This window comes from Streptomyces sp. NPDC059909, from assembly GCF_042730885.1.
Taxonomy (GTDB): Bacteria; Actinomycetota; Actinomycetes; order Streptomycetales; family Streptomycetaceae; genus Streptomyces.
Window position 1 is genome coordinate 75726 of sequence record NZ_JBHWKX010000025.1, and the last position, 20834, is coordinate 96559.

18 protein-coding genes and 1 pseudogene are annotated in these 20834 nt (G+C 69.8%); 11 read left to right on the plus strand and 8 right to left on the minus strand.

Annotation, left to right across the window (positions count from 1 at the left end; all coding sequences use genetic code 11):
* Window positions 1–83: 83 nt before the first annotated feature.
* The 7 genes from ACFV9O_RS18970 to ACFV9O_RS19000 form a co-directional block, all read right to left on the minus strand.
* Entirely contained in the window at window positions 84–1499 is a 1416-nt protein-coding gene (locus tag ACFV9O_RS18970) for a nucleobase:cation symporter-2 family protein (protein ID WP_385419161.1), read from the minus strand.
* 267 nt (window positions 1500–1766) lie between these two features.
* Complete coding sequence (locus ACFV9O_RS18975) at window positions 1767–3158, minus strand: 8-oxoguanine deaminase (protein ID WP_385419163.1); 1392 nt, start codon at window positions 3156–3158, stop codon at window positions 1767–1769.
* 227 nt (window positions 3159–3385) lie between these two features.
* Window positions 3386–4309, minus strand: coding sequence for a factor-independent urate hydroxylase (gene pucL / locus ACFV9O_RS18980; RefSeq protein WP_385419165.1), 924 nt, complete (start codon window positions 4307–4309; stop codon window positions 3386–3388).
* 5 nt (window positions 4310–4314) lie between these two features.
* Entirely contained in the window at window positions 4315–4740 is a 426-nt protein-coding gene (uraH, locus tag ACFV9O_RS18985) for a hydroxyisourate hydrolase (protein WP_385419167.1), read from the minus strand.
* Window positions 4737–5249 carry a 2-oxo-4-hydroxy-4-carboxy-5-ureidoimidazoline decarboxylase gene (gene uraD, locus ACFV9O_RS18990; RefSeq protein ID WP_385419170.1) on the minus strand — a complete coding sequence of 171 codons (513 nt, stop codon included), beginning with the start codon at window positions 5247–5249 and terminating at the stop codon, window positions 4737–4739. The genes uraH and uraD overlap by 4 nt, the downstream gene beginning before the upstream one ends.
* 151 nt (window positions 5250–5400) lie before the next feature.
* On the minus strand, window positions 5401–5778 hold the full coding sequence (locus ACFV9O_RS18995; protein WP_385419173.1) for a helix-turn-helix domain-containing protein: 378 nt from the start codon (window positions 5776–5778) through the stop codon (window positions 5401–5403).
* A complete protein-coding gene (locus ACFV9O_RS19000) occupies window positions 5775–6026 on the minus strand; it encodes a thiamine-binding protein (RefSeq protein ID WP_385419230.1) in 252 nt (83 codons plus the stop codon). Before ACFV9O_RS19000 ends, ACFV9O_RS18995 begins: the two co-directional genes overlap by 4 nt.
* Before the next feature lie 222 nt (window positions 6027–6248).
* Between ACFV9O_RS19000 and ACFV9O_RS19005 the strand changes: the two genes are divergently transcribed.
* Window positions 6249–7295 (plus strand): lytic transglycosylase domain-containing protein, encoded by a 1047-nt coding sequence (locus ACFV9O_RS19005; protein ID WP_385419175.1) that lies wholly within the window; start codon window positions 6249–6251, stop codon window positions 7293–7295.
* A gap of 51 nt (window positions 7296–7346) precedes the next feature.
* Window positions 7347–8342, plus strand: coding sequence for a sigma-70 family RNA polymerase sigma factor (locus ACFV9O_RS19010; RefSeq protein ID WP_385419178.1), 996 nt, complete (start codon window positions 7347–7349; stop codon window positions 8340–8342).
* A gap of 643 nt (window positions 8343–8985) precedes the next feature.
* Here the strand turns inward: ACFV9O_RS19010 and ACFV9O_RS19015 are convergent.
* Window positions 8986–10912 (minus strand): annotated as a pseudogene (locus ACFV9O_RS19015) (TerD family protein).
* 311 nt (window positions 10913–11223) lie between these two features.
* On the opposite strand from ACFV9O_RS19015, the gene ACFV9O_RS19020 reads away from it, so the two are divergent.
* The 9 genes from ACFV9O_RS19020 to ACFV9O_RS19060 are packed head-to-tail and all read left to right on the plus strand — an operon-like array spanning window position 11224 to window position 20756.
* On the plus strand, window positions 11224–12141 hold the full coding sequence (locus ACFV9O_RS19020) for an ABC transporter ATP-binding protein (RefSeq protein ID WP_385419181.1): 918 nt from the start codon (window positions 11224–11226) through the stop codon (window positions 12139–12141).
* Window positions 12138–12908, plus strand: a complete 771-nt coding sequence (locus ACFV9O_RS19025) for an MlaE family ABC transporter permease (protein WP_385419184.1) — start codon at window positions 12138–12140, stop codon at window positions 12906–12908. Before ACFV9O_RS19020 ends, ACFV9O_RS19025 begins: the two co-directional genes overlap by 4 nt.
* Window positions 12909–12911: 3 nt before the next feature.
* A complete protein-coding gene (locus tag ACFV9O_RS19030; protein ID WP_385419186.1) occupies window positions 12912–13739 on the plus strand; it encodes an MlaE family ABC transporter permease in 828 nt (275 codons plus the stop codon).
* Window positions 13740–13744: 5 nt separating this feature from the next.
* Window positions 13745–14989, plus strand: a complete 1245-nt coding sequence (locus ACFV9O_RS19035; RefSeq protein WP_385419189.1) for an MCE family protein — start codon at window positions 13745–13747, stop codon at window positions 14987–14989.
* Window positions 14986–16029 (plus strand): MCE family protein, encoded by a 1044-nt coding sequence (locus ACFV9O_RS19040; protein WP_385419191.1) that lies wholly within the window; start codon window positions 14986–14988, stop codon window positions 16027–16029. The genes ACFV9O_RS19035 and ACFV9O_RS19040 overlap by 4 nt, the downstream gene beginning before the upstream one ends.
* An 8-nt stretch (window positions 16030–16037) precedes the next feature.
* Entirely contained in the window at window positions 16038–17015 is a 978-nt protein-coding gene (locus ACFV9O_RS19045; protein ID WP_385419232.1) for an MCE family protein, read from the plus strand.
* The gene (locus ACFV9O_RS19050; RefSeq protein ID WP_385419193.1) at window positions 17015–18148 is read left to right on the plus strand and encodes an MCE family protein; all 1134 of its coding nucleotides are present in this window, start codon (window positions 17015–17017) and stop codon (window positions 18146–18148) included. Before ACFV9O_RS19045 ends, ACFV9O_RS19050 begins: the two co-directional genes overlap by 1 nt.
* On the plus strand, window positions 18145–19476 hold the full coding sequence (locus ACFV9O_RS19055; RefSeq protein WP_385419196.1) for an MCE family protein: 1332 nt from the start codon (window positions 18145–18147) through the stop codon (window positions 19474–19476). Before ACFV9O_RS19050 ends, ACFV9O_RS19055 begins: the two co-directional genes overlap by 4 nt.
* On the plus strand, window positions 19473–20756 hold the full coding sequence (locus tag ACFV9O_RS19060) for an MCE family protein (protein WP_385419199.1): 1284 nt from the start codon (window positions 19473–19475) through the stop codon (window positions 20754–20756). The genes ACFV9O_RS19055 and ACFV9O_RS19060 overlap by 4 nt, the downstream gene beginning before the upstream one ends.
* Window positions 20757–20834: the final 78 nt, after the last annotated feature.

Here is a 20834-nt window from a genome sequence, read left to right on the forward strand (position 1 = left end):
GTCACGGGCGGCGGACCGGAGGACCGGGGACCGGCGGACCGGCGACCGGCGACCGGCGACCGGCGCATCGGTGAACCCGCGCGTCAGTGGACCGCGACGCTCTCCCTCTCGCTCGCGGTGACCGCTTCCTGCTCCGGACCCGGCTTACTGCCCAGGTGGTTGAAGGCCAGGTTCAGCACGATCGCCACGACACATCCGGTCGAGATGCCCGAGTCGAGCACCACCAGCAGGTCCTTCGGGAACGCGTGGTAGAACTCCGGCGCCGCGATCGGGATCAGCCCGACCCCCACGGCGGCCGCCACGATCAGCGCGTTCTCGCCCTTCTCCAGCGCTGCCGCGGCCAGGGTCTGGATGCCGCTCGCGGCCACCGAGCCGAAGAGGACGATGCCCGCGCCGCCGAGCACCGGCAGCGGCACCAGGGCGATGACGGACGCCGCGACCGGGCACAGGCCCAGCAGGACGAGGATGCCGCCGCCGGCCGCGACCACGTAGCGGCTGCGCACCTTGGTCATGGCGACCAGTCCGATGTTCTGGGCGAAGGCGCTGCACATGAAGCCGTTGAAGAGCGGGCTGACGGCGCTGCCCAGGGTGTCGGCGCGCAGGCCGCCCTCGATGATCCGCTCGTCGGCGGGCCGGTCCACGATCTTGCCGAGGGCGAGCATGTCGGCCGTGGACTCGGTCATGCAGACCAGCATCACGATGCACATGGAGACGATCGCGGCGATCTCGAACTGCGGGGCACCGAAGTGGAACGGCGTCGGGAAGCCGACCGGATCGGCGTTCCGCAGCGCGTCGAAGTCGGTCATCCCCATGGGGACGGCGAGGACCGTACCGGCGACCAGACCGAGCAGGATGGCGATCTGCTGCAGGAAGCCGCGCAGCAGTTTCCGCAGCGCGAGCACGATGACGAACGTCAGCGCGGCCATGACGATGTTCTTCGTCGAGCCGAAGTCGGGTGCGGCGGAGTTGCCGCCCTGGGCCCAGCGGAAGGCCACCGGGAGCAGGGACACACCGATCAGGGTGATGACGGTGCCGGTGACGACGGGTGGGAAGAACCTGACGAGCCGGGAGAAGTACGGCGTGAGGACGAAACCGAGCACGCTGGCGACGATGATCGCGCCGAAGATGACGGCCATGCCGTCGTAGCCACGGTCCTTGCCGATGGCGATCATCGGGGTCACTCCGGCGAAGGACACGCCGTTGACGAAGGGGAGGCGGGCTCCGACCCGCCAGAAGCCGAGGGTCTGGAGCAGGGTCGCTATGCCCGCGGTGAAGAGACTGGCGCCCATCAGGAACGCGGTGTCCTTGGCGCTGAGGCCCACGGCGGGACCCACGATCATCGGCGGGGCCACGACACCCGCGTACATGGCGGCCACGTGCTGCAGGCCGCTGGTGAACATCTTGAACGGCGGGAGCGTCTCGTCGACCGGGTGCTTCCGGTCGTCGGGGGCGGCGCCTGCATCGGGTGCATCGGGCTGAAACCTGGGCTTTGCGGCCACGGGCGGTTCCTCCGGTCGGTTGACACGTCGGCGGTGACGTGGGTGTCAGGGAGGTGGTGCTGAGTGGTGCGAAGTACTGCAGGTGGTGCGTCGGTGATGTGGTGCGCCCAAGACAAAGCCGTGCCGATGGGGTGGCGACACGAGTCACCATCCCCGGGAGGTGCGTACCTTTGGCGCACGCACCCCCCGGTGACGGCTGCCATGGACCCCGCTCGGGTCCACGGCCGCCGGCCGAGGGCCGTCCCCCTCGGCCGGACTACCAGGGGGTCAGGCCTGCGCGGCGATCCGCGCGAGGCGCTGGGCCTCGTCCCGCGTGGAGCGGGCGATGGCGTCCTCGTCGACGTGCAGCAGCCGGCTGTTCTCGACGACCGGCTTTCCGTTGACAAGGGAGAGGCTCACCGGGGCCGCCGCGCCGAAGACGAGGGCGGTCACCGGGTCGGCGATCGAGGAGTGGGCCAGCGTGTCCAGCTTCCAGAGCACCAGGTCGGCGAGCTTGCCGGGCTCCAGCGAGCCGATCTGCGAGGCGCGGCCGAGGACCTGGGCGCCGCCGTACGTACCGAGGCGCAGGGCCTGGCGCGCGTTGAGGGCGCGCTCTCGGTGCTCGGTGTTCAGACGGTTGATGAGCAGGGCGTTGCGCAGCTCGGTGTGCAGCTCGCCCGACTCGTTGGAGGCGGTGCCGTCGACGCCCAGGCCGACCGGGACGCCGGCGGCGAGCATGTCCGGCACGCGGGCGATGCCGGCGGCGAGACGGGCGTTGGAGGAAGGGCAGTGGGCGACGCCGGTCTTCGTGCGGGCGAAGGCCTCGATGTCGGAGTCGTTCATGTGGACGCAGTGGGCCATCCACACGTCCTCGCCGAGCCAGCCGGTCGACTCGAAGTAGTCGGTCGGGCCCATGCCGAAGAGCTCGTGGCAGAACTTCTCCTCCTCCACGGTCTCCGAGCCGTGGGTGTGCAGCCGCACGCCGAGCCGGCGGGCGAGTTCGGCGCCCTGCTTCAGCAGTTCGGTCGAGACGGAGAAGGGGGAGCACGGGGCGACGGCGACCTGGGTCATCGCGTCGAAGGAGGCGTCGTGGTGCTTCTTGACGGTCTCCTCGGTGGCGGCGAGCGCACCTTCGAGGGTCTCGACGGCGAAGTCCGGCGGCAGGCCGCCGTCCTTCTCGCTGCGGTCCATGGAGCCACGGGCGAGGGTGAAGCGGACACCCATCTCGGACGCGGCACGGATGATCGCGCCGGAGAGGTCGCCGGAGCCCTGCGGGTAGACGTAGTGGTGGTCCATCGCCGTGGTGACACCGCCACGGGCCATCATCGCCAGCGAGCCCTGCGCGGCGGAGTACGCCATCTGCTCGTCGATGCGCGCCCACGTCGGGTAGAGCGCGACCAGCCAGTTGAAGAGGTTGTGGTCCGTGGCGAGGCCCCGGGTGATCCACTGGTAGAAGTGGTGGTGCGTGTTCACCAGGCCCGGGGTGACGAGGTGGCCGGTGCCGTCCACGCGGCGGACCACGTTCTCCAGGTTCTCGGGTGCCTTCCCCGCGCCGATCGACTCGATCCGGTTGCCGGCGACGACGACGTAACCGGAGGCGTACTCGGTGTCGTTGGCGTCTACGGTCGCGATCGCACAGTTCTCGATGACGATGCGCGGGGCTGCTGCCGATGCTGCCATGGCGGTGCGTCCTTTGTCTTGCAGTGGCGGTGAGGGCACGGCAGGACCCTAGGGGGATTTGAGTGCCACGGCCGTGACCGTGGGTGCCGAGGGAGGTGAAGAGGTGGTGGGGGTCCGGTACGGGTACGCCGCCGCGGACAGGTGCGGCGTACACGTGTCAAGCAAACCACGCTGCCGGCGCCCGGCCCCGCACCCGGACGGGCGGGGATCCGCGCGCCGGCCACGCGTCAGAGGTTGGTCATGTCGACGGGTATCCGCGGCTCGACGCCGTCCCGCAGGATCGTGGCCTCGATCAGGCCGTACGGGCGGTCGGCCGCGAAGTAGACCTCGTTGTCGTTCTTGAGCCCGAAGGGCTCCAGGTCGACGAGGAAGTGGTGCTTGTTCGGCAGGGAGAAGCGGACCTCGTCGATCTCCGAGCGGTGATTGATGATCCGCGCACCCATCTGGTACAGCGTCTGCTGCAGGGAGAGGGAGTAGGTCTCCGCGAAGGCCTGGAGCATGTGCTTCTTCACCTGCTCGTAGGACTTCTCCCAGTTCGGCATCCGCTGCTCGTCGTCGGTCCAGTTGAACCGCCAGCGGCCGGAGACCTGGGTGGCCAGGATGCGGTCGTACGCCTCCTGGAGGGTCGTGTACTTGTCCTTGACGTAGCCCCAGAACTCGGAGTTCGTCGAGTTCATCACGACCAGGTCCTTGAGGCCGGAGATGACCTCCCACTGCTCGCCGTCGTAGGTGATCTGGGTGACCCGGGTCTCCTGGCCCTTGCGGACGAAGGAGTGCTTCACCTCGTCCGCGCCGATGAACTTGGAGTTGGCGTCGGAGGTCTCGATGCGCTCCCAGGCGTACTCCTCGATACGGATGCGCGCCTGGTGGATCGGCTCCTGCGAGGTCACGAAGTGACGGGCGAGGTGGATGCCGAACTGCTCGGCGGACTCGATGCCGTACTCCTTGGCGAAGGCGTACACCGTGTTCTTGGTGGTGTCCGTCGGCAGGACGTTCGCGTTCGAGCCGGAGTAGTGCACGTCGTCCATGTCGCCGGAGAGGGCGACCGAGACGTTCAGGTCCTTGATGTGGTGCGTGTCGCCGTCACGCGTGATCTTGACGACGCGGTTCTCGGCCTTGCCGTACTGGTTCTGTCCCAGAATCGTGGGCATGTCTGCTAGCTCCCTCGGTAAACGGAGTAGCCGAACGGGTTGAGCAGCAGCGGTACGTGGTAGTGCTCGCCCGGTACGACGGCGAACGTGATCGCCACCTCCGGGAAGAACACTCCGGCGGCTCCGCTGTCCCGACTCGCGGGGACGTCCTGCTGGGCTTCGGCTTGCTTCTTCGAGCTGTGCTCATTCAAGAAATACGGCTCGGTCTCGAAGTCGAGCCGTACGTGGGTGGTGCCCGCCGGCAGTGCCGGCAGGTCCTTGCAACGTCCGTCCGCGTCGGTCGCGGATCCGCCGAGCGCGGCCCACTCCGCGTCGGACCCGGAGCGGGCCGACAGGGAGATGGCGACACCCTCGGCGGGTCGGCCGATGCTGGTGTCCAGGATGTGGGTGGACACGGAACTCTGCGGCGATGCCGCGGTCTCGGTGTTCATCGGTTCTCTTCCTCCACGAGACGGGCCAGCCGGATGCGGTTGATCTTGCCCAGCTCGGTCCGGACGATCTCCCGCTCCATTTCGGGCGAGTTGTCGATCCGCTCGCGGACGGCGTCCCTCATCTGCTCACCGGTCCTGCCGGTGGCGCAGATCAGGAAGACGTGGCCGAACTTGTCCTGGTAGGCCAGGTTGAGTTCGAGCATCTCGGCCTTGAGCCCGTCGGAGGCACCGGCCATTCCGCTCTGCTCGCGGGAGGAGGTCGGGTCCCCGGGCTTCGGGCGCCCGATCGGCGGGTGCCCCGCCATCGCTTCGGCCAGGTCCTCGGCGGTCAGCTCGGCCATGGCGGCGTCGCTGGCGGCGAAGAGGGCTTCCACGGCGGCGTAAGGGCGCTGGGCGAGCAGTTTGCTCCCCCACGCCGAGCTGGCACACACCTCGTGGAGCGCGGCCTGGGCCGCACTGTCGGGCGAGGTGTTGAACCGGGCGAGGCCCGGTACGGAAGTCGAAGACACGGGAGCCTCCGTGGCTGTTCTGCACTGTCGGACGGGCTGCGGATAGCTAACGCCCTCCACCAACACCCCGTCAACACTTTGTTGAAACTTCCGGGACACAAAAGCCGCCGTCCCGACATCTGGACGGCGGCTGTGCACATGGAGTCACACTCTATTCACTCTTCGCGGCATTTTCCCTGTTCAGGTAGTTGTACACGGTGAAGCGGCTGACGCCGAGGGCACTCGCCACCGTCTCCACTCCGTGCCGCACCGAGAAGGCACCGCGTGCCTCCAGGAGCCGGACGACCGACTGCTTGGTCTTGCGGTCCAGCGCGGACAGCGGCATGCCGTGGCGGCGCTCCAGCGCGGCGAGGATGTGGTCCAGCGACTCGGACAGCTGCGGCAGCCGTACGGCGACGACGTCGACGCCCTCCCAGGCCAGGACGACGTCGTCGCGCCCCGCCTGCTCGGGCAGCAGCAACTCCGCGCCCATGGCGTCCACCAGCGGCTTCACCGCGATGACCAGCGGGTGGTCGGCCGGCTCGGTCACTTCTCGCCCTCCCCGATCACATTGACCTGGAGCGAGACCCGGGTGGCGCCGGCTCCCAGGGCCTTGCGCAGCAGCGAGTCGACGGCGGTGAGCACCTCGTCCGCGCTGCCTTCCGCCGTGTTGCCGAACGGCCCGACGTCCACGGCGTCGAGATCTGCCGCCTGGATGACCTCCCGTGCCACGAGCGCGTGGGCGGGGGCCTCCTCCAGGTCGAACGGTTCGGTCGTGAACTCCACTCTCAGTCGCACCATGCCCCCCACGTTAAGCCTGCCCGCGCCGGCGTCTGCCGCCCGGCCCGGAAATTGCGCCGGTTCCGCGCGACGGAACCCGGTACGCCCAGCGTAGAGCCGGTGAGGGAAGCCGTACCGGCCCTCATCTCCGGTGCGGCCTCAGGACAGGGAGGGGTCTGCGGGATGGCAGGGCACATGGGCAGAGGCATCAGAGGTGTCAGAGGTGTCAGGGGTACGGCGGTGGCGGCTGCGGCCATGGCGGCCCTGACCGCTTCCCAGGCGCCGGGGGCACAGGCATCCCCCACTGGCGGCGAAGCGGCGCCCGCCGCACCCGAGCGGCCGGGCGTGGCAGGCGTGGCGGGCGACGGCGCGTACCGCACGGAGCTGCCGCCGCTGCGGGCACGGGGCGGGAGCGGCACGGACCGCGTGCCGGACGGAAACGGGGCCGCCGCGGGGGCGGCCGGGGACCTGCCGGCCACGGTCCTCGCCGCGTACCGCCGGGCGGAGACGTCGCTCGCGACCGAGACCGCCGGCTGCGGTCTGCGCTGGCAGCTGCTGGCCGCGATCGGCCAGGTCGAGTCCGGGCATGCGTACGGCGGCCGGGTGGGCCCGGACGGCACGGCTCTCGCGCCGATTCTGGGACCGCGGCTGGACGGCAACGGGTTCGCCGCGATCCGGGACACGGACGGCGGCAGGTACGACGGGGACGTCCTGTACGACCGCGCGGTCGGCCCCATGCAGTTCATCCCGTCGACCTGGGCCGTCTGGGGCGCCGACGGCAACGGGGACGGAACGGCCGACCCGCAGAACGTCCACGACGCGGCTCTCGCGGCAGGCCGCTATCTGTGCGCGGGCGGACGGGACCTCGCCGACCCGTACGGCCTGGACCGCGCGATCCTCGCCTACAACCACTCGACGGCCTACCTCCGTACGGTCAGGGCCTGGTTCGCGTACTACCTCGACGGCCACCGCGTCGTGCCGGACCGGCACGGCGGAGCAGCCGGGGCCCGGCCCAGCTCCCCCGAGTCCTCCCGCCCGGCGCGGCCGCAGTCACCACCCCCTGCCGCGCCGTCGTCCCCCGCTCCCGCTGCCTCGCCCTCGGCACCCTCCGGGACCCATCCCGCGGGCGGTCAGGGGGAGCAGCAGCAGACGCCCGTAATCCCCCTCCCGGGAACGGGAGTTGAGTTGCCCGGTGACGGGGCGCTGCCGAGCACGACTCCGCTGGTCGGCAACGGTACGGATTCGATGGCCGCCACCCCCTCCACAAGCCTGGATACCCAGCGGTAATGTCGCGTTCGCCGGGCGGCAGGGACCGGCGGTGAGCGCGAAGGGGCCCTCATGGCGGAAACGTCTCAGGACCGGTGGCAGCGCGCGTGGAGCCACCGTGAGCAACTGCTCAAGGTGGCCCGCCGCAGATCCATGAGCATCGAGGATGCCGAGGACGCCGTGCACGAGGCGATGCTGCGTGCCGCGGAGCATCCGCACCTCGACGACGAGCGGCTGGGCGCCTGGCTGACGACGGTGACCATGCGGCTGTGCGTCGACCGGTACCGGCAGGTCAACCGCGAGGCCGAGGTGCGCAGCAGCCCGACGCTCATCGCGCCGAGCCAGGCGCCCGTCGACGAGGTCGTGTGCGACCGGGCCGAGGCGAAGTGGCTGGCGGTACGGAGCGGGGAGCTGCCCGCCCGGCAGGCGGAGGCGCTCTGGCTGAAGTCCGAGGACCTCGACGTCGGTCAGGTCGCCGTGAAGATGGGGCTGAGCTACCGCACCGTCGAGTCGCTGCTGGCGCGGGCCCGCCGGACGCTGCGCAATTCGCTGGCCGCCACGCTGGGGCTCGCCGTGTGGCTCTGCGACCGCTGCCGGCCGCGGGCCGTGGGCAGCAACGCGCAGGCGGTGGCCGTGGCGACGACGGCGGCGGCCACACTGGTCGTCGCGGGCTTCGTCCTGCCCTACGGCCAGGGTGGGAACGGGCCCGTCCCCTCACCCGCCACGTCGGACACCGCGGAGGTCCGCGTGGCGGAAGCCGACGCAGTGAGCCCACCGGCGGCCGACCCCGCCGCGCCCCCGACGACGTCACCCACGGCGCCGGGCACCGAGCCACCTGCCCGGCCGTCGCTGCTGCCCCAACTGCCGTCGCTGCCAGTTCCGGACGTCCCGAAGGTACGGGCCGCCATCCCGGACGCCTCACTGCCACCGCTCCCGCTGCCCAGCGTGGGCGTCCCGCCCGTCCCGACCGCACCCGGCGCGGCGACTGCGCCGGAGCTTTCCACGCCGCCGGTCCCGTCGGTGCCTACGGCCGCACCGGCCGTCCCGGTGGACGCGCCCACGCCCTGATGGCACTTGATGACCCGGTGCCGTCCCAGATCGCGGGGATCCACAGGGGTGTGCCAGTGCCATGACCTCTCGCGCCTCGGAATAAGAAAGCTGGGCCTCACCGGGCAACCCTGAGGAGAACGAAGACGGGAATCGAACCCGCGGTCTTTGAGCTTGGGAATCACCGGAGCCGCTGTGCGGGATTGTGGCAATGGCCTGCCTGAACCTGAAGGACTGCAGAGCGATGGTGAGGGCGGTGGGGATCCACCGGCACTGCCCGTGGCTCCGCCCCCTGTTTCGGCACATCGCCTATCGGGTCCGCTGCCATCCGTCAAGTCACGTGTTCTCCTGCCACGCAATCCAGGGGCATGACGCGATTTCGATTGCCGGGGCCTAATTGCGCTACGGCTCATGCAGAGCGCGTGGCCCGCCCGCATCGTCCGGAACAGCCCTGGCAATGCGATTCACGGGACACATTTCCCATCCCCATGCAAGAAAGGATGTGGCAGCAATGTTTCCCGCTTCCGCCCATCCCCTGCTCGTCGAAGCAACACTGGATCCCCGGCTCACCCGATGGAAGTGGCTGGTGAAGTGGATCCTCGCCATCCCGCACTACATCGTCGGCGGACCGTCCCGCGAGCATGTGGCCGCGCCGCATGCTCGGTCAGTCGGCGATGTCGACGCCGTAGCCGCGAGCGAGGGTGGCCAGATCGTGGTCGTAGCCCTGGCCGACAGCGCGCAGACGCCAGAGCGGGCCGCGGCGGTAGATCTCGGCGAGGAGCATGGTGCGCTCGGTGGTGGCGGCGTCCAGCGTGGCCTGTACGAGAGGAGCCGCGCCGGTGCCGAGGCCGGAGCCGATCTGGATGGCGCCGACATCACCGAACGTGGGTGTGCCGTCGATGGCGGCCACGACGACGACCTTACGGGCCGAGGGCGGCAGCGTGGCGAGGTCGATGCTGATGGTCTGCTCGGTCGGCCCGTCACTGAGGAGCTGCACGGTTCCGCCCGGGTTCTCCGGGGCGCCGTAGAAGACGAAGTCCTCGTCGAAGGAGACCTGTTGTTCGTCCTCGTCGACCACGAAAGCCACCACGTCGATGTCGCACGCAGTCTGCTGCGCCCAGGTGGCGGTGACGGTGACGGTCCGCCGGGGAGAGCCGGTCCGGGTACGGCAGGTCGACGACACCGCCGCGCGGCAGCACGTGAACGGCCTCGCGTAGGTGGGCGGCGTGCGGCTGCGGGAGGGTGACCGGGGCGTCGAGCCAGGCGGCGTCGTGGGTGGGAAGGACGAGGGAGTTGATCCGGTGCATGCGGCGGTCGGCGTCGCCGCCGTGAAGGAGGACGACGTCGGTGACGCTGGCGGACAGGTTGATGGCGGCAGCTCCGCCGAGCTCGACGATGCGCGTCCGGGCAGCCACCGCTTCTGGGTGCGTGCCCCCGAGAACGAGCACACGCCGCCCGGCCAGCAGACGGTTCTGCTCCTCAGGGCGCCCGACGGGCTTCGGCTTGCGGCTCGGTTCGACCGGTTCGGGCCGTACCGCCGGGGCGGGTAGCGCGGGTTCGGGGCTTACCGCTTCGGCCTGGCGCGGGGTACGAGCCGCGGGCACAGGCACCGTTACGGAAGAGGGCGTGGAAGCCGCGGGGGCGGCTGCGGTCGCCGGCGCCGCTCCTTCGTGCGGCGTCCCGGGCCGGACGTCGCCCAGCAGGCCCAGGAAGGTGTGCTCGTCGATGACCGGCACGCCTTCGGCCCAGCGCCCGCCGGGCCTTGGCGGAGCCCGACGAGGAGTCGTTGGTGACCAAGGCGCTGGTGTGCCGGCTGACGGAGGTCATCAGGTTGAGCCCGGCGGCCACGGCCCGCCCCACCAGCTCGGCACGCGAGGTCTGGGTCTCCCCGGTAATGGCGATCTTCATACCCTGCACCAGCGGCCCGCCCACCGCGAGCCGCCCTGGGTGCGGAAGGCGCACGGTGTCTTGGGCGGACTGGGCGCGAACTGCGGGTCCTGTCGAGGAGGACAGGCCACCAGGGGCAGCGGCAGATCGAGTCGCCCCGCCTCGTGCAGCGAGGCACGCAGGATTCCGGCAAGTACCCGGGTGTCGTCGAGAGCGTCGTGCGCCTTCGCCTGCGGGACGCCGTAGTGGGCGGCTAGCGTGCCCAGCTTCAGGTCGTCGGTGGGCGGATCGACGCGACGGTTCAGTGCCAGCGTGCACTGCCGTTGGGTGACCGGCAGCCACATCCGGGCCCGGGCGAACTCGTACGCAAGGAAGTCGTAGTCGAACTGGGCGTTGTGCGCGACCAGCACCCGTTCCTGCAGCATCGCGCCGATCCGCCCGGCCACCTGGTCGAAGGTCGGCGCACCGCGCAGCCGCTCGGCCGTCAACCCGTGCACGTGCACCGGCCCCGGATCGCAGCCGGGGTTCAGCAGCGTCGAGAACTCCCCGGTCTGCTCGCCGTCCGGGCCCAGCGTCACCACGGCCACGGAGAGCACCCGGTCGCGGCGCGGAATCAGCCCGGAGGTCTCCACGTCGACCAGCGCCCAGTCGAAGGCGTAGTCACGCAGGCCGGACAGGTCGAGGGCGGGGGACGCGAAAGACATGGCGGCAAGGATGATGCGATATCCGCATCCCCTTCAACCCAGATGCCTATTCATCCCCATATGCACCTTCCATACGGCAGAGAGTGTTGTGCGACATGTCGCTCCAGAGCCTGCTGTTCGAGGGGTCGCGCGCTGCGAGCTGCAAGAAACCGATCCGCGACGCAACAGCCACCCGCACACCCACGCCCGCACACCCACGTTCGCGCCCCGTTGCGCGCTCGTAAAAAAATTCGGAATTCGTCGCGACGGACACCCCGCCCCTCCCCGTAGAGCAGATGTCGGAGCTGCTCCACGGCTGAAGGGTGTACCGGATGGGTGTCGAGATCTGTGTGGAAGGGCTGACGAAGTCCTTCGGCCACCAGGTCATCTGGCAGGACGTCTCGCTGACGCTGCCCGCCGGAGAGATCTCGGTCATGCTCGGGCCCTCGGGCACCGGCAAGTCGGTCTTCCTGAAGACGCTCGTCGGGCTGCTCAAGCCAGACTGCGGGTCGGTCCGGGTCGCGGACCAGGACATCACCAGGCTCCGCGAGCACGACCTCTACGAGGTGCGGAAGCTGTTCGGCGTCCTGTTCCAGGACGGCGCCCTCTTCGGGTCGATGAACCTCTACGACAACATCGCCTTCCCGCTGCGCGAGCACACCCGCAAGCCGGAGAGCGAGATCAGACGCATCGTCCTCGAGAAGATGGACATGGTCGGGCTGATCGGCGCGGAGGAGAAGCTGCCCGGCGAGATATCCGGCGGTATGCGCAAGCGGGCCGGGCTGGCGCGGGCGCTCGTGCTCGATCCGGAGATCATCCTCTTCGACGAGCCGGACTCAGGGCTCGACCCGGTGCGGGTGGCCTACCTCAACCAGCTGATCGTGGATCTCAACGCACAGATTGACGCCACCTTCCTGATCGTCACCCACGACATCGCGTCGGCCCGCCAGGTCCCCGACAACATCGGGCTGCTGTTCCGCCGGGAGCTGGTGATGTTCGGGCCCCGCGAACGGCTGCTGACCAGCGACGAGCCCGTCGTACGGCAGTTCCTGAACGGACGGATGCAGGGGCCGATCGGCATGGCGGAGGAGAAGGACGCCGCCCAGGTCGAGCAGGAGCTGGCCCAGATCGACGAGAGCACCGGCGGCAAGGACCTGGACCTGACGCCCCGTCTGCTGCCGAGCCCCGGTATTTCCCGGCCGCCCCGCTGGGAGGCCATCGCAAAGCGGGAGGCGGTGGCGGGCGCATGAGCCTCTCCCCCGTCGGCGCGCTGCGCCACTCCGGCAGTCTGTTCGCGATGGCCCTGGACGTCATCAGGACGCTGCCCCGACGGCCCTTCCAGGTGAGGGAGTTCATTCAGCAGGCCTGGTTCATCGCGAGCGTCACGATCCTGCCGACCGCGCTGGTCTCCATCCCCTTCGGTGCGGTCATCGCCCTGCAGATCGGCAGCCTGACCCGGCAGCTCGGCGCCCAGTCGTTCTCGGGCGCGGCCTCGGTGCTGGCGGTGCTGCGCGAGGCCTCGCCGATCGTCACCGCGCTACTGATCGCCGGGGCGGGCGGCACCGCGATCTGCGCGGACCTCGGGGCGCGCAAGATCCGTGAGGAGATCGACGCGATGCAGGTGCTGGGCATCGACCCGATCCACCGGCTGGTCGTGCCGCGGGTGCTGGCCTCGATGGTGGTCGCGGTGCTGCTCAACGGGCTGGTGTCCGTCGTCGGCGTGGCCGGCGGCTACTTCTTCAACGTCGTCCTGCAGAACGGCACCCCCGGCGCCTATCTGGCCTCCTTCACCACCCTCGCCCAGCTGTCCGATCTGTGGGCGGCCGAGCTGAAGGCCCTCGTCTTCGGCGCGATCGCCGCGATCGTCGCCTCGTACAAGGGGCTGACGGCGAAGGGCGGGCCGAAGGGCGTCGGCGACGCGGTCAACCAGTCGGTGGTGATCACCTTCATGTTGCTGTTCGTGACGAACTTCGTGATGACCGCCGTGTACTTCCAGATCGTTCCGCAGAGGGGTTGAGGAATGGCGCTCATCAACCGGTTCGTGGGTCGTCCGCTCCGTTCCCTGGAGGAGCTGGGCAGCCAACTGTCCTTCTACGGGCGCTCGCTGGCCTGGACCGGCCGCACCCTGCGCCGCTACAAGAAGGAGATCCTGCGGCTGCTCGCCGAGGTGAGCTTCGGCCGGGGCGCACTCGCCGTCGTCGGCGGCACCGTCGGCGTCATCGCCTTCCTGTCGTTCTTCACCGGCACCGAGGTGGGCCTCCAGGGATACGCGGCGCTCAACCAGCTCGGCACGTCCAACTTCGTTGCGTTCCTGTCGGCGTACTTCAACACCCGGGAGATCGCACCGCTGGTGGCGGGGCTCGCGCTGTCCGCGACGGTCGGCGCCGGGTTCACCGCGCAGCTCGGTGCGATGCGGATCAGCGAGGAGACCGACGCCCTGGAGGTGATGGGCGTTCCCTCGCTGCCGTTCCTGGTGACCACCCGGATGATCGCCGGTTTCGTCGCCGTGATCCCGCTGTACGTGATCGGGCTCCTGTCGTCGTACTTCGCCGCCCGGACGATCACGACCGGCTACTACGGGCAGTCCGCGGGCACGTACGACCACTACTTCCAGCAGTATCTGCCGCCGGTCGACGTGCTCTGGTCCTTCGGCAAGGTGATCGTCTTCGCCGTCGTGATCATCCTGGTGCACTGCTACTACGGCTACTACGCGAGCGGCGGTCCGGCCGGCGTGGGGGTCGCGGTGGGCCGTGCGGTGCGTACCTCGATCGTCGCCATCAACGTCCTGGACTTCTTCCTCAGCCTGGCGATCTGGGGCGCCAACACGACCGTACGGATTGCGGGGTAGGGCCGATGCGGACACGGATCGTCAGACTGAGGGTGTACGGCATCGTCTTCATCGCGGTCATCGCGCTGCTGCTGTCGCTGTCGATCGCCGTCTACCAGCAGGTGTTCGTCTCCGTCGTACGGATCACGCTGGAGGCCGACACGCTCGGCAACCAGCTGGAGCCGCGGGCCGACGTCAAGCTTCGCGGGCTGCTGGTCGGTGAGGTCCGCGCGGTGCGGGCCGACGGCGAGAAGGCGACGCTCGACATCGCCCTCAAGCCGGAGCACGTCTCCCGCATTCCGTCGGACGTACAGGCCCGGCTGCTGCCCAAGACGCTGTTCGGCGAGAAGTACGTCGACCTGGTGGCTCCCCGGGAGCCGTTCGGGCGGCACATCAGGGCCGGGGACGTCATCACCCAGGACCGCACCAAGGTCGGCATCGAGGTTCAGCAGCTGATGAACGACCTGCTGCCGCTGCTGCGTACGGTACGGCCCGCCGAGCTCAACGCCACACTGTCGGCGTTCGCCACCGCCCTCGAAGGCCGCGGCGACCGGATCGGCGACAACCTCACCCGCGTCGAGGGCTATCTGGCCCGCCTCAACCCCCATATGCCGTCGATCAAGGAGGACATCTCGCGGTTCGCCGATGTTGCCGAGGTGTACGGCGACGCCGCGCCCGACCTGATGAGGATCCTGCGGAACACCATCACCACGAGCCGCACGATCGTCGAGAAGCGGGACCAGCTGGCCACCCTGTTCACCTCCACCGCCACCGTCGCCGGAACGGCGGACGGGTTCCTGGACGAGAACGCCGAGCGGCTCATCACCCTGGGCCGGGTCTCCCGTCCCACGCTCGCGCTGTTCGCCCGCTACGCACCGGAGTACCCCTGCCTCCTCGACGGTCTGGTACGGCAGGAGAAGGCAGCAGAAGAGACCTTCAGAGGCGGAAAGATGCGCATCACCCTGGAAATCGTCCGGCCTCAGGGGGCGTACCAGCCCGGCGAGGAACCGCGCTGGGGAGAGCACTCGGGACCCGACTGCCATGGAATGCCCCATCCGCGGGTCCCGGCACCGGATACCAAGCTCGACGACGGTACGCGCGGTACGTCGGGTGCGCCCCAGGCGGGCACGGTGTCCGCAACCGCTGTCGAGCAGCGTGCCGTGAGCTCGCTCGTCGCGCCCGTCATGGGCGTGCCGGCCGATGAAGTGCCCGCGGTGGCCACGCTGCTGTTCGGTCCGATGGCCCGGGGAACGGCGGTGAGCGTCGCATGAGGTTCCTCCGCGTCAAGCGCGCCAGGGAGACTGCGGCGCCGCTGATCAAGTTCAGTCTCTTCGCGGTGGTGACGGTGCTCGCGACCACGCTGCTCGCGGCCACCATCGTCAACATCTCCTTCACTCCCGAGCACACGTACCGGGCGGTGTTCAGCGATGTCACGGGCCTGGAGGAGGGCGACGACATCCGGGTCGCAGGGGTGCGCGTCGGTGAGGTGCAGGACATTCGCATCAAGGACCGGACGATGGCGGAGGTCACCTTCTCCGTGGCCCAGGACCGTCCGCTGCTCACCAGCACCGGCGCGGTCATCCGCTACCGCAACCTGCTCGGCTCACGGTACGTCGCGCTGACGGAGGGCGCCGGCGACGGCAGCCGGCTCGCGCCCGGAGGACGGATCCCGCTGTCCCGTACGCAGCCCGCGCTCGATCTCAACGCGCTCCTCAACGGGTTCAAGCCGCTGTTCGCGGCGCTGAGTCCCGAGGACGTCAACCAGCTCGCCACCGAGATCATCAAGACGCTTCAGGGCGAGGGCGGGACGGTGAACAGTCTGCTCGCGCACACCGCCTCGCTCACCACCACGCTCGCCGACCGGGACAAGCTGATCGGCTCCGTCATCGACAACCTCAACACGGTGCTGGCGACCCTGGACAAGCGCGGCGCCCGCTTCTCCGGGCTGATCGAGCAGCTCCAGCGAGTGGTCTCCGGGCTCTCCGCAGACCGCAAGCCCATCGGGGACTCCCTGGTGAACATCGCCGATCTGACGGAGGCCACCTCGGGCCTGCTCGAGGACGCCCGGCCTCCGCTGCGCGACGACATCGCCGGGCTGCGGGACCTCACCGGAACCCTGAACAAGAACGAGAAGACCGTGGAGGGCGTGCTGAAGCGGCTGCCGAACAAGCTCAACGAGCTGACGGGGACCGCCTCGTACGGCTCCTGGTTCAACTTCTACCTCTGCGACTTCGACGGCCGGATCGTGCTGCCGAAGACCCGGGAGGTGCTCACTCCCGAGCTCCACGTCGCCCGTGCGAGGTGCGCATGAAAGCGCGCATGATGCCGTTCCGCGACCGGAATCCGGTCGTGATCGGCGCGGTCGGCCTCACCACCCTCGGACTGCTGAGCGTCGCCGCGTTCAACGCCGACAGCCTTCCGCTCATCGGCAACGGCGAGACGTACAGCGCGGCGTTCTCGGAGGCGGGCGGGCTCAAGCCCGGCGACGAGGTCCGTATCGCCGGGGTGAAGGTCGGCAAGGTCGACGAGGTGGACCTGGACGGGGACCACGTCAAGGTGGTCTTCCGGATCAAGGGCGACCCCGGCTTCGGCACCAGGACGGGCGCGGCCATCCGCGTCAAGACGATCCTGGGCGCGAAGTACCTGGCGCTGGAGCCCAAGGGGCCGGGGCAGCTGAAGCCGGGCAGCGAGATCCCGCTGAACCGGACGACTCCCGCGTACGACGTCGTGGCGGCCTTCAGCGATCTGACCACCACGACGGAGAAGGTCGACACGGAGCGGCTGGCGACGGCGCTGGACACCATCTCCACCACCTTCGAGGACTCCCCCGCCGAGGTGAAGGCGTCCATCAAGGGCCTGTCGAGGATCTCCCGTACGGTCGCGTCCCGCGACGAGGCGCTGCGGGAACTTCTCGACCATGCGAGCGGGGTCAGCAAGGTGCTCGCCGAGCGTTCCGGAGAGTTCTCCACGCTGGTCAAGGACGGCGACGCACTGTTCAAGGAAATCTCACGGCGGCGGGCGGCGATCCACGCGCTGCTCAAGAGCTCGGCCGCGCTGGGGATCCAGCTGTCCGGGCTGGTCAAGGACAACGAAGCGGAGATCGGTCCGGCGCTCAAGGGCCTGAACGCCGTGGTGGCGATGCTCGAACGTAATCAGGCGAGCCTCGACCGCAGCATCAAGCTGATGGCGCCCTATGTGCGGGTCTTCACCAACACCCTCGGCAACGGCCGCTGGTTCGACAGCTACATCCAGAACATGGTCGCCACTCCGGTGGTCCCGCGGACGGGAGGTTCGTGATGAACAGGCGTCTGCTGCGCCGGGCGGCGCTGGTCACGGCGTTGGCGGTCATCGCCGCGGCTGTCGTGTCGCTGTGGCCGCAGCCGGACCCGGTCCGGGTCACGGCGTACTTCCCGCGCACGGTCGGCATCTATCCCGGCTCCGACGTACGGGTGCTGGGCGTGCGGATCGGCGAGGTCAAGGAGATCACCCCGGAGGGTGAACGGGTGCGGGTGACGCTGGAGTACGACGCCGGGCGGAAGGTCCCGGCCGATGCCAAGGCGGCGATCATCAACTCCTCGGTGGTCAGCGACCGTTACGTCCAGCTGCTGCCGGTCTACCGGGGCGGCCCGGCGATGCACAGCGGCGATGTCATCCCGGAGCGGCGGACGGCCGTGCCGGTCGAGCTGGACCGCGTCTTCGAGAGTCTGCACACCACGTCGGAGGCGCTGGGCCCGCGCGGCGCGAACAAGGACGGTTCGCTGGCACGGCTTCTCGGCGTGAGCGCGGACAATCTCGAAGGACAGGGCGAGAACCTGCACCGGACGGTGGAGGACCTCTCGCTGGCCGTGACCACGCTGTCCGACGGCAAGGAGGACCTGTTCGGCACTCTGCGCAATCTGCAGGTGTTCACCGCCGCGCTGGCCGCCGACGACAAGAACGTCCGCTCCTTCAACGACAGCCTGGAGCAGGTGGCCGGACAGCTCGCCGGGGAGCGCAAGGACCTCGCGGCCGCGCTGCGGCACCTGGGGGTGGCGCTCGCCGACGTGTCCGACTTCGTACGGAAGAACAAGAAGTCGCTGACCGCGAACGTGGAGGGGCTGAGCAAGGTCACCAAGGTGCTGGTCACCCAGCGGGCCGCGCTCGCGGAGCTGCTGGAGGTCGCCCCGACCGGGCTGTCGAACCTGCAGAACGCCTACAACGCGGGGGCGGGAACGCTCGACACGCGCAACAACCCCGACCAGCCCCAGGACCCGGCCGCGCTGCTGTGCTCCCTGCTCAGCACGACCGGTGAGGCGAAGGCGGCGGACTGCCGGGACCTGGAGAAACTGTTCGACTCCCTGCCGGAGCTCGGGCCGGGCGACGCCCTGCCCGTCTCCGGGACCGGCCCGGTCGACCGGACGCTGGGCGGAATCCTGGAGGCCGGCGCATGAGCGATCCGCGGAGGAAGCAGCTGCGCAGGGAAGTGCTGCGCACGAGCGCGGCAGTGTGGGCGGCGACCGGTTCACTGCTGCTGACGGGCTGCGAGTTCAACGGTCTGTACGACGTCGGCCTGCCCGGTGGCGCGGCCGCCGACGGCGACGCCTACCGGGTCACGGTCGAGTTCCGGGACGTCCTCGACCTGGTGCCGCAGTCCGCGGTGAAGGTCAACAACGTCACCGTGGGCGCGGTCGAGAAGGTGGAGCTGAAGGGCTGGCACGCCCGCGTGCGGCTGCGTATCTCGGACGAGGTGAAGCTGCCCGGCAACGCGATCGCCGAGCTGCGGCAGACCAGCATGCTCGGCGAGAAGTACGTGGCGCTGTCCGCGCCGGTGGATGCCGCACCCGTCGGCAGGCTCACCGACGGGGCCCGCATCCCGCTGTCCCGCAGTGGCCGCAACCCCGAGATCGAAGAGGTGCTGTCCGCGCTGTCGGCGCTGCTCAACGGCGGCGGGGTGGCCCAGCTCAAGACGATCACCACGGAGCTCAACAAGGCCCTCGAAGGACGGGAGAACCGGGTCAAGTCCCTGCTGACGGAGCTGGACACCTTCGTCGGCGGCCTCGACGAGCAGCGCAAGGAGATCGTCCGCGCGCTGAACGGCATCGACCGGCTGGCCGAGCGGCTCGGCCAGGAGAAGAAGACGATCGCCCAGGCCGTCGACACCATGCCGCCCGCGCTGAAGGTGCTGGCCGACCAGCGGCGCAAGCTGACGTCGATGCTCACCGCGCTGTCGGAGTTCGGCAGGACCGGCACCAAGGTGATCAACGCGTCCCGGGACGACGTGATCGCCAATCTGCGGAGTCTGCGCCCGATCCTGGAGCAGCTGAACAAGGCGGGCGACGATCTGCCGAACGCCCTGGAGCTGTTGACGACCTATCCGTTCCCGCGCAACGCGGTGGACGCCGTCAAGGGCGACTACGTCAATCTCAAGATCACCGCCGATCTCGACCTCGCGGGCATCTACGGCAACCTCTCGGACAAGCCCGACAAGCCGGCAACCCCGGGGAAGCCGGGGCTCCCCGAGGTACCCGAGGTGCCCGGACTGCCGGGGGTCCCGGGGGTCCCCGGAGTTCCCCGGCCGACGGCTCTGCCTGAGGCTCCCGGTGTTCCGGACGCGCCCGGCAGCCCCTCGGCCCCCTCGGACGACGGGGATGCGCTCTGCCCGCCGGTGTGCACCGGCAGTTACGCCTCGTACGGGAACGGGAGCGGGGACGAGGACGGCTTCCCGTCCGGGGTCGATCCCGCCCTCGCCGAGCTCATGCTGAAGGGGATGCTGTCGTGATCACACGTACGGTCAAAGCCCAGTTGCTCGCCTTCGCCACGGTCACCGCCGTCGGCGTCTCGTACGTCGGCGCCCGGTACACGGGGCTGGCGGACGCCCTCTTCGACGACGGCTACACCGTGCGGGCCGACTTCGCCGACTCCGGGGGCATCTTCCCCGGCGCCGAGGTCACCTATCGCGGGGTCCCGGTCGGCCGCGTCGGGGAACTGCGGCTGACCGGCCGGGACGGGGTGTCGGTGGCGCTGGACATCGAGGGCGACGGGCCGCGGATCCCGGCGGACACCGTGGCGGTGGTCGCGAACCGCTCGGCGGTCGGCGAGCAGTACGTCGACCTCCAGCCACGGGCCGCCGACGGCCCCTATCTGCACGACCGCAGCACGATCGCCCGCGGCGACACCCGGGGGCCGCTGCCCACCACGCAGATCATCGGCAGCCTGGACAGGCTCGTGAACTCCGTCGGCAAGGAGGATCTGCGGATCACCGTCGACGAGCTGGGCAAGGCCTTCGCAGGCACGGGACCGGAGCTGAGCCGCCTGGTCGACTCGGGCAACAGCCTGGTCGAGTCGGCGTCCGCCTCGCTCCCGCAGACGGTCGCCCTGATCGAGGACTCACGGAAGGTCCTCAAGACGCAGGCCGACAAGGGCTCGGCCATCAGATCGTTCTCCCGCGATCTGGCGGCCCTCACGGCCGAGTTGAAGTCCAGTGACGGCGACATCCGCAGGCTGATCGGCGCCGGTGCCCCCGCCGCGCAGGAGGTCAACTCGCTGCTCACGGCGACCCGGCCGCATGTGCCGGTCCTGCTGGGCAATCTGATCAGCGGCGGGCAGATCACGGTGGCGCGGCTGCCCGGTGTGGAGCAGGCCCTGGTCACGTTCCCCGTGGTGGTCGCGGGCAGCTACACCGTGATCCCGGGCGACGGCACCACCCACTTCGGTCTGGTGGTGAACGCCGACGAGCCGCCGCCGTGCCGGCAGGGGTACGGGACGCAGCGGCGCGACCCGGCCGACACGAGCGAACGGCCGGCGAACACCGGCGCCCAATGTGCGGCCCCGCGCGGCGGCCCCACCTCGGTCCGCGGTGCCCGGAACGCCCCCGGTGCCTCGGGGCGCTCCGGGTCCGGCAGCGCCGACCCGGCCGCGTACATCACCCCGTACGACCCGGAGACCGGCACCGCGACCGGCCCGGACGGAACGCCCGTCGAGATCGGCTCGACCGGCGGTGAAATGAGCACGTTCGGAAAGGACTCGTGGCAATGGCTGCTCGTCGGACCGATGGCATGAGCGAGGAGACGACGTCCCGGGGCCGCCCCGCGGAGCGCGTGACACGGCCGCTGCGGCACCTCTGGAGACGGCTGGCCG

Excerpts from the sequence above, each read along its gene's own strand:
- ACFV9O_RS19045 (WP_385419232.1), top strand. The coding sequence starts at position 16,038 with ATGATGCCGTTCCGCGACCGGAATCCGGTCGTGATCGGCGCGGTCGGC.
- ACFV9O_RS19010 (WP_385419178.1), top strand. The coding sequence starts at position 7,347 with ATGGCGGAAACGTCTCAGGACCGGTGGCAGCGCGCGTGGAGCCACCGT.
- ACFV9O_RS19055 (WP_385419196.1), top strand. The coding sequence starts at position 18,145 with ATGAGCGATCCGCGGAGGAAGCAGCTGCGCAGGGAAGTGCTGCGCACG.
- ACFV9O_RS19020 (WP_385419181.1), top strand. The coding sequence starts at position 11,224 with ATGGGTGTCGAGATCTGTGTGGAAGGGCTGACGAAGTCCTTCGGCCAC.
- uraH (WP_385419167.1), bottom strand. The coding sequence starts at position 4,740 with ATGAACACCGAGACCGCGGCATCGCCGCAGAGTTCCGTGTCCACCCAC.
- ACFV9O_RS19050 (WP_385419193.1), top strand. The coding sequence starts at position 17,015 with ATGAACAGGCGTCTGCTGCGCCGGGCGGCGCTGGTCACGGCGTTGGCG.
- ACFV9O_RS19025 (WP_385419184.1), top strand. The coding sequence starts at position 12,138 with ATGAGCCTCTCCCCCGTCGGCGCGCTGCGCCACTCCGGCAGTCTGTTC.
- ACFV9O_RS19040 (WP_385419191.1), top strand. The coding sequence starts at position 14,986 with ATGAGGTTCCTCCGCGTCAAGCGCGCCAGGGAGACTGCGGCGCCGCTG.
- ACFV9O_RS19030 (WP_385419186.1), top strand. The coding sequence starts at position 12,912 with ATGGCGCTCATCAACCGGTTCGTGGGTCGTCCGCTCCGTTCCCTGGAG.
- pucL (WP_385419165.1), bottom strand. The coding sequence starts at position 4,309 with ATGCCCACGATTCTGGGACAGAACCAGTACGGCAAGGCCGAGAACCGC.
- ACFV9O_RS19035 (WP_385419189.1), top strand. The coding sequence starts at position 13,745 with ATGCGGACACGGATCGTCAGACTGAGGGTGTACGGCATCGTCTTCATC.
- ACFV9O_RS18975 (WP_385419163.1), bottom strand. The coding sequence starts at position 3,158 with ATGGCAGCATCGGCAGCAGCCCCGCGCATCGTCATCGAGAACTGTGCG.